This is a genomic window from Blautia sp. RTP21359st1_E11_RTP21359_211015 (genome assembly GCF_040910705.1).
GTDB classification, from domain to species: Bacteria; Bacillota; Clostridia; order Lachnospirales; family Lachnospiraceae; genus Blautia_A; species Blautia_A fusiformis.
This window is the reverse complement of the sequence record NZ_JBDGAB010000030.1, coordinates 14927-29039: the sequence shown is the minus strand read 5'-3', so window position 1 is coordinate 29039 and position 14113 is coordinate 14927. Positions and strand designations below refer to the sequence as shown.

12 protein-coding genes are annotated in these 14113 nt (G+C 47.3%); 1 reads left to right on the top strand and 11 read right to left on the bottom strand.

Annotation, left to right across the window (positions count from 1 at the left end; genetic code table 11):
* Nucleotides 1–101 precede the first annotated feature (101 nt).
* A complete protein-coding gene (locus tag AB5026_RS11445) occupies nt 102–425 on the top strand; it encodes a DUF1540 domain-containing protein (protein ID WP_021651645.1) in 324 nt (107 codons plus the stop codon).
* Between the two features lie 123 nt (nt 426–548).
* On the opposite strand, the gene ftsZ is transcribed toward AB5026_RS11445, so the two are convergent.
* From ftsZ to mraZ, 11 genes are all read right to left on the bottom strand, one after another.
* Nucleotides 549–1700, bottom strand: a complete 1152-nt coding sequence (gene ftsZ, locus AB5026_RS11440) for a cell division protein FtsZ (RefSeq protein WP_015526094.1) — start codon at nt 1698–1700, stop codon at nt 549–551.
* Between the two features lie 251 nt (nt 1701–1951).
* On the bottom strand, nt 1952–3235 hold the full coding sequence (locus AB5026_RS11435) for a cell division protein FtsQ/DivIB (RefSeq protein ID WP_059086746.1): 1284 nt from the start codon (nt 3233–3235) through the stop codon (nt 1952–1954).
* Nucleotides 3232–4512, bottom strand: a complete 1281-nt coding sequence (gene murA / locus AB5026_RS11430) for a UDP-N-acetylglucosamine 1-carboxyvinyltransferase (protein WP_021651643.1) — start codon at nt 4510–4512, stop codon at nt 3232–3234. Before murA ends, AB5026_RS11435 begins: the two co-directional genes overlap by 4 nt.
* Before the next feature lie 27 nt (nt 4513–4539).
* Nucleotides 4540–5640: an FtsW/RodA/SpoVE family cell cycle protein gene (locus tag AB5026_RS11425; RefSeq protein ID WP_015526098.1), complete on the bottom strand. Its 1101-nt coding sequence runs from the start codon at nt 5638–5640 to the stop codon at nt 4540–4542.
* Nucleotides 5641–5694: 54 nt separating this feature from the next.
* Nucleotides 5695–7050 (bottom strand): UDP-N-acetylmuramoyl-L-alanine--D-glutamate ligase, encoded by a 1356-nt coding sequence (gene murD / locus AB5026_RS11420; protein ID WP_368213353.1) that lies wholly within the window; start codon nt 7048–7050, stop codon nt 5695–5697.
* Between the two features lie 14 nt (nt 7051–7064).
* Entirely contained in the window at nt 7065–8021 is a 957-nt protein-coding gene (mraY, locus tag AB5026_RS11415) for a phospho-N-acetylmuramoyl-pentapeptide-transferase (RefSeq protein WP_015526100.1), read from the bottom strand.
* A 63-nt stretch (nt 8022–8084) separates the two neighbouring features.
* The gene (locus AB5026_RS11410; RefSeq protein WP_215638556.1) at nt 8085–9851 is read right to left on the bottom strand and encodes a penicillin-binding protein 2; all 1767 of its coding nucleotides are present in this window, start codon (nt 9849–9851) and stop codon (nt 8085–8087) included.
* A gap of 67 nt (nt 9852–9918) precedes the next feature.
* Nucleotides 9919–11988 carry a penicillin-binding protein 2 gene (locus tag AB5026_RS11405; RefSeq protein WP_227588587.1) on the bottom strand — a complete coding sequence of 690 codons (2070 nt, stop codon included), beginning with the start codon at nt 11986–11988 and terminating at the stop codon, nt 9919–9921.
* A gap of 30 nt (nt 11989–12018) precedes the next feature.
* Entirely contained in the window at nt 12019–12588 is a 570-nt protein-coding gene (locus AB5026_RS11400) for a hypothetical protein (RefSeq protein WP_015526105.1), read from the bottom strand.
* A 22-nt stretch (nt 12589–12610) separates the two neighbouring features.
* Entirely contained in the window at nt 12611–13546 is a 936-nt protein-coding gene (gene rsmH, locus AB5026_RS11395) for a 16S rRNA (cytosine(1402)-N(4))-methyltransferase RsmH (protein ID WP_015526106.1), read from the bottom strand.
* Between the two features lie 35 nt (nt 13547–13581).
* Complete coding sequence (gene mraZ, locus AB5026_RS11390; protein WP_021651636.1) at nt 13582–14013, bottom strand: division/cell wall cluster transcriptional repressor MraZ; 432 nt, start codon at nt 14011–14013, stop codon at nt 13582–13584.
* Nucleotides 14014–14113 lie beyond the last annotated feature (100 nt).

Genomic DNA, 14113 nt, shown 5'->3' with positions numbered 1-14113 from the left:
AATCTGTCAAGCCTTACCGCAGTGCTGACGATCAGAAAGGATGCGCATTCCGGCAGGCTGACGGTTTCCGGTAAAATCATAATTATCAGGAGGACACTTTTATGACAAGTCTTAAATGCTCCGCACACAACTGCTGCTATAACAAAAATTCTCTCTGCTCCAGGGGATCCATCAGTGTCGAAGGTGCAGATGCTCGTTATGCGGACGACACCGCCTGTGAAAGCTTCCGTGACCAGGAAGAGTGTGCTGTAAAAAATTCCGCAGATCCCTGCTGTGGGTGTGAGACCATTAACATCGACTGCAAAGCACACAACTGCACCTACAATGAGCACTGCAAATGCACCGCAGCTTCCATCAATGTATCCGGTGCCAATGCGCATCGCTGCTGTGATACAAAATGTGATACTTTCAGCTGCGAATGCTGATATCCTGAACAGAAATCCTGTTTCCATACAGAGCAGACATTCCTGTTTCTTTTGATCAGAAAGTCAAAAAGATCCGGCAGCGTTCCAGATGGAGTCTCTGCCGGATCTTTTCCTGTTCATTTATTATCTGTTCTTAAGAAAATCCGGGATCTGGATGTCCTTTTTCTGAACAGTGCTTGTAGGAGCCTTTGTTCCAAACTGTGTGGAATTCATAGTCGGCAGGCTGAAGCTTGGCATGTTAAGGTTCATACCGCCTGGCTGTGACTGGCTTGTTTTTTTGGTGTTTCCGAATACAGAATTGGAAGCTCTGTTTCCAAATGGTGTGTTCTGAAGGTTATTGTCTGTAAGACCTGTAGCAATAACTGTAATTCTCGCATAATCTGCAACAGAATCATCATACATAGCACCAAAGATGATGTTTGCATCCTCACCTGTAAGCTCCTGTACATAGCTTGCAGCATCGTTGGCATCCATAAGAGAAATATCTCCGGAAATGTTGATGATCACATGAGTAGCGCCCTTGATGGTTGTCTCAAGAAGCGGAGAAGATACCGCCTGCTGTACAGCCTCCATAGCCTTGTCATCACCTCTTGCCTCACCGATACCGATATGAGCGATTCCCTTGTCTGTCATGACTGTCTGCACATCTGCAAAGTCAAGGTTGATCAGAGCCGGCAGATTGATCAGGTCTGTAATACCCTGTACTGCCTGCTGAAGAACCTCATCAGCCTTACGCAGTGCTTCCGGCATGGTTGTTCTTCTGTCAACGATCTCAAGTAATTTGTCATTGGGGATGACAATCAAAGTGTCAACTGCTTTCTTCAGATTTTCGATTCCCGCAAGTGCATTGTTCATACGGGTCTTTGCTTCAAAACGGAAAGGCTTGGTAACAACACCGACAGTCAGGATACCCATCTCTTTTGCCGCACCGGCGATCACAGGAGCAGCTCCGGTTCCGGTTCCGCCTCCCATACCACAGGTAACGAAAACCATGTCCGCTCCCTCGATGATCTTCTTAACTTCCTCAATGCTCTCCTCAGCTGCCTTCTGTCCAACCTCCGGCTGTGCACCGGCGCCGAGACCTTTCGTAATTTTCTCACCAATCTGAAGTACAGTCGGAGCTTTACACAGTGTCAGAGCCTGTTTATCGGTATTAACACCTACAAACTCAACTCCGCCAATGGCCTCTTCCACCATTCTGTTTACCGCATTATTACCTGCGCCGCCTACTCCAATTACAATAATTTTCGCAGAAGACTCAGCCTCATTCGTCATTATCTCTAACAATGTACTTCCTCCTTTATTTCTACCTGATATCCGATTCAGTGTAATAATCTATTCCAAGCTACATATACACATAGTTATATCATATATTTTTTTCGGTAATTAATCAACCATTAATTTTGTTTTTTTATACTTTTTTCATTAAATTTCGGCACTGTTTCTATTAACCGAAACATTTACAAAACAATCTCTGGCAAAATGTCCAAATACCGGTACTATATATTAAGAAAGCTTTTTTATCTTTACTCATAATCGGACTCATCACTGTAATCGCTGTACGAATTTTCATCATAATCCTCAGCTCCTTCTTCCTGATCACTGCTGTAATCAGCCTCTTCCTCGGTGCTGTCCGTACTGCTGTCTGAAGAGTCTTCTTCATTTTCTGTATCTTCGGTATCCGTACTCTGAGCATCTGGATCTTCGGAGTCTGTTCCGTCTCCGGAGCTTTCTGCCGAAGCCTGATAATCCTCCAGAGCGCCTACGTAATTGCCATCACGGTCATATTCACTGACTCCGTCATAGCCTCCGTCTTCCCGGTAACCGCCCTTCCAGTTTCCTTTTTCTGCCATGGTTTCTTCTGTGGGGGCTTCGCCTACATAGGTCATGTTGGCATCGTACTCACCACTGCCTGTGTAATCTCCCTCTTCATCATAGCCACCTACCCAGTTTTCCTGCGCATACTCCAGATCCGTCTGCGGTTTCGGTCCTACATAGTTGCCATTTTCGTCGTATTCGCCTTCTCCGGTGTAATTTCCTTCCTCATCATAGCCTCCGGTCCAGTTTTCTGCGGAAGTCTGGCTCTCATCCTGTTCCTGCTCCAGGGTAATGTTCTTGGAATTATCATTTACATTTTCTGCATGGAGAATTCCTTTTTTTTCGGAAATCATCGGAAGGATAGCCAGAACTCTGGTCATTTTGTCTTCCAGATATTCATCCTTTCCAAGTTTAACTGTGATATCCCCGTAAACAAGACTGATCTGTCCGTCGTCTTCAAATTCAATGTGATCCGGAACCTTATCATTTTTTGCAAAAATAGTAGAAAGAGCAACTGCCGTGTTCATCACCGTTTCATCCTTGATGGGGAGTTTCTCGTTCTGGATCACTTTTTTGACTTTGATCCCGTCAAAAAACGGGATTTTTTCGTTACGTTCCGTGGATCCTTCCACAAAAATACCGTTTCTGTCAAAATAAATATAACTGTCCAGATAAGGGATACAGCCAACGATATCCTTCTCCTTCACACTGACACAGATGGTGTGCCGGTTCAGCCTTGTTACGGTATAGCCTTCTATAAAGGGAACATCCTTTGTGTTCTGCTTAGTATAAAGAAGCGGTGCAAGAACAGAATTGGATGCCAGCGGCCCCCTAAGCACCATCTTCCTGATCTGTTTTTCAGAATAATGGTTGCTGCCCATCACCTGCACTTCATCTACCTGATAATACGTAAAAAAGAAAATAATTCCTGCCAGCAGCAGGACAAGAAGTCCGCCAACTGCTTTCAGTGGCTTTTTTTTTGATGTTTTCATAAAGTTCCTCTGTCCTTTATCAGCAGACCGCCCAGTGCGGTCAGATCCTCACAGATATGTTCATAGCCTCTTTCTATGAAACAACAGCCCCGGATCCTGGTAATCCCCTGCGCGGCAAGTGCTGCGATCACAAGTGCCGCACCACCGCGAAGTTCCTCTGCCTCCACAGTACAACCGGTCAGGGGCTGCCCTCCGTATATCACAGCAACCCCATCCCGGATCTGGATCTGTGCTCCCATTTTACAGAGCCATGAAGCTGTTTTATATCTGTCTTCAAAAATCTTCTCGCGGATCCTGCTCACTCCCGGGATCGTGGCCAGTACCGCCATCGCAGGAGACTGCAGGTCTGTAGGAAATCCCGGATAAACTTCTGTTTCCAGAAGCTCCAGGGGAAAACCTGTATTTTTTCCGTTGACTATTAGTTTACCACCTACCCTGCGGCATTGTCCACCCATTTTCCGATATACGTCCAGGATTCCATCCATTTCCTCCAGAGGCGGATTTTCCAGGATGATCTCTCCTCTGGTTGCCGCCGCTGCCATGAGATAGGTCCCGGCGACAATACGGTCTGGTGGAATGCAGCTATCGCCAGCTTCAAGCTTCTCCACTCCTTCAATACAGATACAGCCATTTTCACGGATCCGGATCTTTGCCCCCATTCCGGTAAGATAATGGCAAAGCCAATAAATTTCCGGTTCACAGGCGCAGCCGTTAAGGACTGTTTTCCCCTCTGCAAGGACCGCTGCCAGAATGCCCTGTTCTGTAGCGCCTACACTTCTTTTTTGAAAAAACATCTCTGCGCCTCGGAGTTTTCCACAGGATGCCCGGATCATTCCGCCGTTTTCCACCACAGCTGCACCAAGGCGGCGCAAAACCTGGATATGAAGATCCACCGGCCGCTTCCCGATCACACAGCCTCCGGGATATCCTGTCTGTGCCTTTTTGCTCCGCCCCAGCATTGCTCCCATTAAGATCACGGAAGAACGCATTTTTCCGGAATAACACTCCGGTATCATGGTGCCGTCCGCATGGCTGCAGTCCAGATAAAGATCTTGACCTTCCCACCAGGTTTCTGCCCCCAGATATTTCAAGATCTTTTCCATCAAATATACATCACTGATTCTCGGGCATCCCCGCAGTACACTGGTCCCGGTGCTTAAGAGTGCTGCTGCCATAACCGGAAGTGCCGCATTTTTTGACCCCTGGATCCGGACGCTTCCATGTAGCGGCCTGCCTCCGGTCACGATGATCTCATCGATCTCATTCAAGTATTCCACTCCTAAAAGGGCCTCTTACTTGTTATTCTATGTGATCCTTCCATGTCTGTGACTGCTGACACTTAAGGCCAGCCCCATTTCCCCCAGAAGAAAAACAACAGAAGTTCCGCCATAGCTTACAAAGGGCAGAGTGATCCCGGTGTTGGGAATCGTATTCGTTACTACTGCAACATTCAGGACTACCTGGATCGCCATATGTGCCATGATCCCGGCGCACAGCAGCGTTCCCTGCAGATCCCGGCAGTTTAATGCCAGAATACAAAGCCTCCAGATCAAAATACCAAACAGAAAAAGTGTCAGAAAGGCTCCCAGTATCCCCGTTTCCTCACACACAATAGAAAATATCATATCATTCTGGGCTTCCGGGACAAATCCCAGCTTCTGCAGACTGTTCCCGAACCCCTTGCCGAAGATCCCTCCGCTTCCGATCGCATACAGGCCCTGTATAGTCTGAAATCCTTTTTCATATTTTTCCGGATCCCGCCAGATTGCCAGGCGTTCCAGACGATAACTCTCCGCGGCAAGAAAAACCGCAATAAATCCTATCCCCGCACCTCCAAGTGCGAGAAACTGCAGATACCTGGGATTGGCCACAAAGATCAGCAGCACACCGATCCCCAGAATGATCACCGCTGTGCTTAAGTTATTGGAGCCCACCAGACCTGCTACCGGAAGCAAAGTCATCATAGTCCTGCAGATAAACCAGAATCCAGTTGTTTTGCTTTTTGTATTGCTGATCTGCCACACCAGAAACAATATCACTGCCACCTTGGAAAACTCCGACGGCTGAAAGGAAAGCGGCCCCAGGTTCAGCCACCTCTTCGATCCATTGATCTCCTGTCCGAAAAGCAGGACTGCAGCAGACAGAAAAAGCGAAAAAATATAGGCAGCCGGCGCCAGCTTTACAGACAGTCGGTAATCTACCCGTGATGCCAGATACATAACAAGCAGCCCCAGTGCCGTGGCAAAGAGCTGCTTCTTAAAATAATAGGCAGAGTCGTGGAAACGTACTCTGCCATTATATTCACTTGCCGAAAAAAGCGCCCCGAGTCCCAATACCACCAGAATCAGAACCAGTACCCAGAGAACGGTATCTGTCTTTCCGGTCTGTTTCTGTCCTGCCTTCATGCATGGCCTCCACAGTGGTCTTTATTTCAGCTTATGTATGTATTTTTCGGATTATTACAGTGCTTTCACGTATTCCTTGAACATGTCACCGCGCTGCTCATAATTATCAAACTGTCCCCAGCTCGCACATGCCGGTGAAAGCAGAACTGCATCTCCGGGATTGGCTTTTTCCGCACAGACCCGGACAGCTTCCTTCAGATCCTCGCAGAGGATGATATCTGTAAATCCAAGACGTTCTGCTGCTGCTTTGATCTTCTCTTTCGTCTGACCGATGAGAACAAGATAACGGACTTTTCCGTCGAAGGATTCTATCCACTCATCATAGCTGGATTCCTTGTCATAGCCACCACCGATCAGAAGAGTCGGACGGTTCATTGCCTGAATCCCCTTGATGGCCGCATCCGGATTGGTTCCCTTGGAATCGTTGTAATATGCAACACCGTTTTTCTCTGTCACATACTCGATCCTGTGTGGAACTGCCACAAACTCACAGACACTCTTGCGGATACTCTCCACAGAAACGCCCGCATAATATGCCATGGCTGCTGCTGCCATTACATTCTCGTGATTATGACGTCCCAGGATCTTAAGCTCTTCGGTTTTTACGATCGGTATCTCTTCTTTTTCTGTTCTGAGAATGATCTGGTCTCCGTCCAGATAGATTCCCTGATCCAGTTTGCGAAGGCTTGAGAAATATACCACCTTCGGAACGATATTTTCACCGAATTTACGAAGGACTTCATCCTCGTAATTCAGAACACATACATCTTCCGGTCCCTGATTTTTGGTGATCAGCTCTTTTACACGGATGTATTCCTCCATGGTATGATGACGGTTCAGATGGTCCTCTGTGATGTTGAGGATCGCACTTACCTCCGGGCGGAACTGGTCAATAGTCTCCAGCTGAAAGCTGCTGATCTCCGCAACAGTTACGGAATCCTCCCTCATCTCCAATGATTTGGATGTATATGCAGTTCCGATATTTCCTACAACAAATACAGATTCACGGGCATCTCCCATGATCTTTCCGAGGAGTGCTGTTGTTGTTGTCTTACCGTTGGTTCCTGTGATCGCAAGAACCTCTCCCTTGCCTGTACGATAGGCAAGCTCCACCTCGCTCCATACCGGAAGGCCCTTTTCATAGAAGCTCTTTACCAGCGGCAGGTCTGTGGGAACTCCCGGACTTAGCACTACAAGATCAAGACTGTCCAGCGCTCTCTCCGGAAAATCTCCGGCCCAGATCTCCGGGGTGTATTTTCCGTTTGTTTTATGTAAAACTGCCTCTTTATCAAGATCTGCGTTTCCGTCATAGATCACCGGCTGTGCTCCTGCACTTCCAAGCAGATCAGCTGCTCCAATGCCGCTTTTTCCGGCTCCGAAAACGAGAACTTTTTTTCCTTTTAAATCCATTTTTCTGTTCCTCCTTATAATGCCAGGAGAGCGATCAGGCACATAATAGCAGTTACAACAGAGAACACTGCAACAACTCGTGTCTCAGACCACCCACAAAGCTCAAAATGATGGTGGATAGGCGCCATCTTGAAGATTCTTTTTCCGTGTGTTGCCTTGAAATAGGATACCTGGAGCATAACAGACAATACCTCCACAAGGTAGATCAGTCCGACCAGGATGATAAACAGCGGCATCTGCATGGCATAAGCCACACCAGCCACAAAGCCACCCAATGCCAGAGAACCGGTGTCTCCCATAAATACCTTGGCAGGATATACATTAAACAGAAGAAATCCCATCAGACTGCCCACAACTGCACAGGTGATCGGTTCCACACCACTGTTCATTCCAAGGGAAACCACCGTAAAGAATACTGCCACGATCAGGGTAACACTGGAAGCCAGTCCGTCAAGTCCATCCGTAAAATTGACTCCGTTTACTGTACCGATCACCGCAAAGAACAGTACCGGAACCGCAAACCATCCCAGGTTCAGATAATGTCCGCTCCAGAACGGGATCTTCATAGTCAGGGATACGTTGGAATAATTTACAAGATAAAAAGCAAATACAGCTGTCACAACGATCTGCAGTGCCATTTTCTGCCATGGCAGAAGTCCGTCAGAACGCTTCAGAACTACCTTCAGATAATCATCCAGAAATCCGATCAGTCCAAATCCCAGTGTCAGGAAAAGTACCGGGATGATCATCGGATAATCTCTGATATAAAACAGTGATGTTACAGTTGTTGCAATGAGAAAGATCACCCCACCCATAGTAGGGGTACCGTTCTTTTTCAGGTGGGACTGCACACCCAGCTCTCTCTCTGTCTGTCCCATTTTAAGTCTTCTTAAAAAAGGGATAACAATCGGTCCTAATACAAGGCTGATCGCAAATGAGATCAGCACAGGGATCACAACATGAAACTCCATCCTCACACCTCTAATTCTTTCGTTTTTTTATACTTCTTCAACAGTATAAGGCTTTTATCCTCATTAATCAACCCCATCTGCCCGGTTTTCCCCGAATGGAGTTTCCGTAACTGTCCTCTCGATTCCAAGATAGGGAAGTACATTTTCAAAAATACTGCGTACCACCGGTGCAGCAATGATCCCACCATAATACATACCCTGGGGTGCATAGATGATACAAAGAGCCAGGACCTTCGGATCCTCTGCCGGGGCAAACCCCAGAAATGAAGAAATATATCTGCCGGAGCCTCTGGGCAGTGTCTGAGAGGTAGCTGTTTTTCCCCCAATGGAAAACCCCTGGATCCCGGCATTTTTTCCGGAGCCTTCTGAAACTACAGTTTCCAGGATCGTACGTACTGTCCGGGAAGTCTCACCGGACACGATCCCGCTTTCCACCGGATATTCCAGTGTCCGCACCTTTGTTCCGTCCGCACTTTCCACGCTGATCCCAAAATGAGGTGTGATCCGGTTTCCGCCATTGATGATCCCACTGACGGTTGTTGCAAGCTGGATCGGTGTGATCTGAAACGACTGGCCAAAGGATACCGTGGCAAGCTCCACCTCGCCCATATTTTTGGGGTTATGCATGATCGTTCCTGCCTCTCCCGGAAGATCTATTCCTGTTTTTTTCAAAAGTCCGAACTGTTTAAAATATTTATAATAACGGTCTGCTCCAAGCCGCAGACCCACCTCAATAAATACCGGGTTACAGGAGTTCTGGGCACCTTCTACAAAACTCTGCGCACCATGTCCTGTTCTCTTTGCACAGTGGATCCGCCGATCCTCCACCACCTTATAGCCCGGACAGAAAAAACGATCCTCTGTTGACACCACTCCTTCCTCCAGCCCTGCTGCCATAGTGATGATCTTAAAAGTCGAGCCAGGTTCATAGGTATCATTCAGGCAGGGGTTTCTCCACATCCGGTTCAGAAGATCCTGCTTCTTTTCTCCCTCTGCTGCTGTTTCTTCTGTATTCAGAGTAAACGGATCGTTCAGATCAAATTCAGGCACATTGACACAGGCATAGATTTCTCCGTTCTGAGGGTTCATAAGCAGTATGGAAACTCTCTCCGCCTGTTTTTCTTCCATGACTTTACCTGCTGCCTGCTGCACATATTCCTGGATATTAACATCCAGACTGGTACGCAGAGTATTTCCTGACACCGGTTCCTTCCTCCGTTCTCCGGTTCCGTCGATCTCCACACCACGTGCATCCGTAACTGTGAGGATCTTTCCGGGCTCTCCTTTCAGGATCTCATCGTATTTCACTTCAAGACCAATGATCCCCTGATTATCACCTCCGGTAAATCCCAGTACTTTTGAAGCGAGAGATCCATAAGGATAATATCTCCGATAATCCTCATCTACCTTCACTCCCTCAAGGTCATATTCCCGGATCCTGTCTCCAATGCTTTTTTCCACGTTTGTCTGTATTCTTTCAATAGAAGAAATTTTTTCAACTTTTTTTCGGATTTCCTCTTCTTTTACAGACAATGCTCCGGACAGTACACGGATTACTTTTTCAGGATCTTTGATCTGGCTGTGTATCACCGATACTGTGCAGACTGTCCGGTTATCTGCCAGAATATTTCCCCTGATGTCCAGGATCTTTCCCCTGGCTGCTTTTATGTCACGTTCCCTCTCATGAAGATCCTCCGCCTTTTTTGAATAATATTCTGCCCGAACATTCATAAGATACCAGAGTCTTCCCACAAGTCCCAGAAGAAGCATTATGCAGATCAGAAAAACCATCCATATTTTTTTCCTGTGATAAACCATGGTCCGGATCATAAAAAAATCCCTCTCAGAGGTCGTCACTGTAATATATGACGTTCCCCTAAGAGGGTATTCTTTTTATCTATTCCAGACCGGCCTCCTCGTTGGTAAGACCTTCGCTCTGCATATCGTTATTATCTTCGGTATCACTGTCCTCCGACTCATCTTCCGGCGGACTTGGTACATTCTCATCGGAAATTGCCTCCTTCTGCCCGTCCGCGCCGGTTCCTGTTGCAGAATCGCTGATTCCCTTAAAAAGTTCCCACAGCTCTGTAGTCGGAACTTCTCCATCCTCTGCCTCATCCGGCTGTACATTCAGATACGGAAGTGCTTCGGAAAGGATTCCCTGTGCAATGTACTGTGCGTACGTACTGCTTGCCTGATCATCTACCTTCGGCTCATCCACAACTACATAGATCACAAGCGCCGGATCATCTACCGGTGCAAATCCGATAAAGGATACCAGATACTTGCCATTGCCTCGCGGAAGCTTCTCGGCAGTACCGGTTTTACCACCGGAGCTGTAGCCCTGCACCTTGGAGGTACGGCTGGTACCATGGTCTACGCTGGCAGCCATGTAGGAGCGGATATCTGCAGATATCTTCTCAGAAATCGTCTGCTTCATCAGTGTCGGAGAGATCGTTTTTACGATTCCGCCGCTGCTGTCCTTGATCTTCGTCACCAGATGAGGCTGATAGTAGTATCCTCCATTGATCACAGAACACATTGCATTGATCTCCTGTATCATGGTCAGTGTATAGCCCTGTCCGAAAGCAGAGCATGCAAGCTCCGTTTCTCCCATGGTATCGCTGGTATGGATCACACCGCTTCCCTCATTGGGAAGATCGATACCGGTTCTTGTTCCGAAATTGAAAACGCTCTGTGTCTTAAGAAAATTATCTTTTCCCATCTTTGCTGCGATCTGCATCATACCATCGTTGCAGGAATTGGCAATGACATCGGAAAGAGCTTCTGTCCCGTGAGCATCCGGCCATACCGCACATTTGATAAAAGTAGTCGCACCTTCCGCTCCAAAAGACTGTCCGCCGTCACAGACAAAATTATCGCTCTCGGAAATCGCTCCCATTTCAAGTGCGGAGCCCATAACGATGGGCTTTACAACCGATCCCGGCTCGTAGGCATCTGTCACGCAGAAATTACTCCACATTCCGTTCAGCGCTTCCACGGTTTCCTCATCGTTCATAGCAGCGATCTCACTCTGGGAATACACATTTGAAAGATCTCTCGGGTTATTCAGGTCATAACGGTCACCGCCGTCCATTGCCAGGATCTCTCCTGTTTTCGGATCCTCGATGATCACGCCTACATTTTTGGCTCCCATCTTTTCTTCAAAGGTATTTACGTATTTTTCCACGATCTGCTGAAGTCCCAGATCCAGCGAGGTCTCAATGCTTTTGCCATCCGTCGGTTCGATGATCGTCTGTTCTACATCGGAATTGTTGTTGATGTATCCGTACTGTCTTCCATCCACGCCGGTAAGTGTCGCATTGTAATATCCTTCCAGTCCGGCATCCGCCACATCTCTGGAAAGTGTAAATCCAACGGTATCACAGGCAGTCTCATTAAACGGATAAGATCTGAGATAATCTTCTTCAAACCATACACCTGTGATCCTGGAACGTTCTTTCAGCTGCGTGGCAGTCAGTTCACTGTCGTCCCCCGGATCTTCGTATTTTTCGAAGGCTTTTTTGTCGTCCATGGAAATCTGTTTCTTTACGATCTGATACTGACTTTTTTTTGTACTGCTGTCGGTGAGAAGCTTCCGCATCTCATCTTCATCCAATCCCAGGACTTCCACAAGAGCCTTTATGGTAGGCTCCACGGAATCCTGATCCTTATTGACCTCCAGACAGTCAAGGACCACATTATAGACCTTGTTGCTGGTTGCCAGGATATTCCCGTTCCGGTCATAGATATCTCCTCTTTTTGCCGGAAGTGTCTGATTTTCATATTTCTGCTGAGCCTGACTCAGCACCTGCTTTCGATATTTGCTTCCGCTGGTGGCATTGATATAGGTAATTCTTGCCACCAAACCGACTAAAGCCAGCAACACTAAGGAAAATAGTACTGCCAGCTTTTTCTTCATACTGTAATTTATTTTTTTTACCGGCCTGCGCCTTCTTGTACTCAATCGATCACCTGCTTAAAAACTGTACTTCTGTTACTTGTGTGTGTCCACATCCTGATACTGTCTCACATAACTGTTTCCTTCTGTGGTATAGGTCTGTATCTGATCCTCCGAAGGATATTTCATTCCGAGCTCGCCGATAGCTTTTTTCTTGATCTCGCTGATATCCACTGCAGAAGTGACCTGACTGTAATATGCATCGTTATCTTCTTTCAGCTGTGCAAGCTCAGATTCCAGATTTGCAACATTTTTCATACTCGCCGTGATTTCGGATTTTACCTGAAGATAATTGATACAGGTAAAAAGTACCGCGATGGAAACTGCCGTAAGAAACAGAACGAACCCCTTGTTCATGGCCATTGCCTTTTCCCGGTTCCGCTGTGCCTGTCTGCTTACCACCTGTTTTGCCGGTGTCACAGGTACTGCGGATTTCTGTTTTCTTTTCTGAGCCAGCCGTCGCCTTTCCTGTATCTCGGGCAGATCAGTCCTCTGAGGAACTTCCTGCAGCCGTTTTACCGCATTTCCCTGAACATACATTTCTCTGCTGTTCCTGACGGTATTTCGATTTCTTCTGGCTGTAGTCCCTCTTCCTGTCTTCGCCATTTGCCTACCTTCCATCTCTCAACTACATTTTCCGTTCAAAAATACGAAGCTTCGCACTTTTGGACCTCGGATTCTCTTCCATTTCCTCTTTTCCCGGTAAGATCGGTTTCCTTGTGATCACCTTACCCTTGGATTTCTTTCCGCATACGCAGACCGGAAAATCCGGCGGGCAGGTACAGGGATTTTCATTTTTTCGGAAAATGGTCTTAACGATCCTGTCTTCCAGAGAATGGAATGTAATGATACAGATCCTTCCTCCGTCATCCAGGAGATCGATCATGCCGTCCAGGGAATCCCGGAGCACGTCAAGCTCCCGGTTGAGCTCAATACGTATTGCCTGAAAAGTCCTCTTGGCCGGATGTCCTCCTGTAGCTTGTATTTTCATGGGGATCGCACCCCGTATGATCTCTGTCAGTTCTCCGGTTGTCCGGATCGGTGCCTGCTCTCTGGCAGCCACAATGTGTTTCGCTATATTTTTGGCAAATTTATCTTCGCCGTAATCGCGGATAATCCGATACAGCTCCCGTTCCTCATAACCGTTGACTATATCACCGGCTGTACGGCTCTGTCTTCTGTCCATTCGCATGTCCAGAGGAGAATCGTACCGATAGGAAAAACCTCGCTCTTCATTATCCAGCTGATAAGATGACACTCCCAAATCCAGCAGGATCCCGTCCACCTTCTCAATGCCACGGGATCTCAGCTCATCTGCCATGTAACAATAATTGCTGCGAATGATTGTCACCTGATTAAAGGCTGACAGCCGTTCACTCGCAGCAATTATCGCATCCTGGTCTTGATCTATGCCAATAAATCTCCCCTTGGCAGAAAGTTTCTTACACACCTCTGTGGCGTGTCCCGCTCCTCCTAAAGTGCCATCCACATAGATTCCATCCGGCTTTACCCTTAAGCCGTCAATGGTCTCATTGAGTAATACAGATTTATGCTTAAATTCCATATCCGTCTCCTGTGGGATTTCTACCTGCGTTATGCTCAAATGACGATTCCTATGTTCTGCATGCTTTCCGCAATGCTGTCCATATCATCATAATTGCAGTTCTCGCTCCACTTCTCTTTGCTCCAAACCTCGATCCGGTTCAGATTACCCGTAAGCACCACATCCTTATCCAGACCAGCGAACTGGCGCAGCGTCTGCGGCACCAAGATTCTTCCCTGCTTATCCAGCTGACATGTTGTAGCTCCGGCTACAAAGAAACGTGAAAAGGTTCTTGCGTCTTTATTTGTAAGTGGTAATGCTCGGAGTTTCTCTTCAAAAGCAACCCATTCATCCATCGGATAAATAGAAAGGCAACCATCCAACCCTCTTGTCAGTACGAACTCTTCCCCTAAGAGTTCCCTGAACCTGGAAGGGATGATCAGACGCCCCTTCGCGTCGATCGTATGATTATACTCGCCCATGAACATGAAACCCACCTACTCTCGTGAAACACGATTCTCCCCTTCGTGCTTCCAGGGTGCAAATGGTGTGTTCTGCCACTCATCCCCATTCGCTACCACTATTCAC

Excerpts from the sequence above, each read along its gene's own strand:
- AB5026_RS11445 (WP_021651645.1), top strand. The coding sequence starts at position 102 with ATGACAAGTCTTAAATGCTCCGCACACAACTGCTGCTATAACAAAAAT.
- ftsZ (WP_015526094.1), bottom strand. The coding sequence starts at position 1,700 with ATGACGAATGAGGCTGAGTCTTCTGCGAAAATTATTGTAATTGGAGTA.
- AB5026_RS11435 (WP_059086746.1), bottom strand. The coding sequence starts at position 3,235 with ATGAAAACATCAAAAAAAAAGCCACTGAAAGCAGTTGGCGGACTTCTT.
- AB5026_RS11425 (WP_015526098.1), bottom strand. The coding sequence starts at position 5,640 with ATGAAGGCAGGACAGAAACAGACCGGAAAGACAGATACCGTTCTCTGG.
- murD (WP_368213353.1), bottom strand. The coding sequence starts at position 7,050 with ATGGATTTAAAAGGAAAAAAAGTTCTCGTTTTCGGAGCCGGAAAAAGC.
- mraY (WP_015526100.1), bottom strand. The coding sequence starts at position 8,021 with ATGGAGTTTCATGTTGTGATCCCTGTGCTGATCTCATTTGCGATCAGC.
- AB5026_RS11410 (WP_215638556.1), bottom strand. The coding sequence starts at position 9,851 with ATGATCCGGACCATGGTTTATCACAGGAAAAAAATATGGATGGTTTTT.
- AB5026_RS11400 (WP_015526105.1), bottom strand. The coding sequence starts at position 12,588 with ATGGCGAAGACAGGAAGAGGGACTACAGCCAGAAGAAATCGAAATACC.
- rsmH (WP_015526106.1), bottom strand. The coding sequence starts at position 13,546 with ATGGAATTTAAGCATAAATCTGTATTACTCAATGAGACCATTGACGGC.
- mraZ (WP_021651636.1), bottom strand. The coding sequence starts at position 14,013 with ATGTTCATGGGCGAGTATAATCATACGATCGACGCGAAGGGGCGTCTG.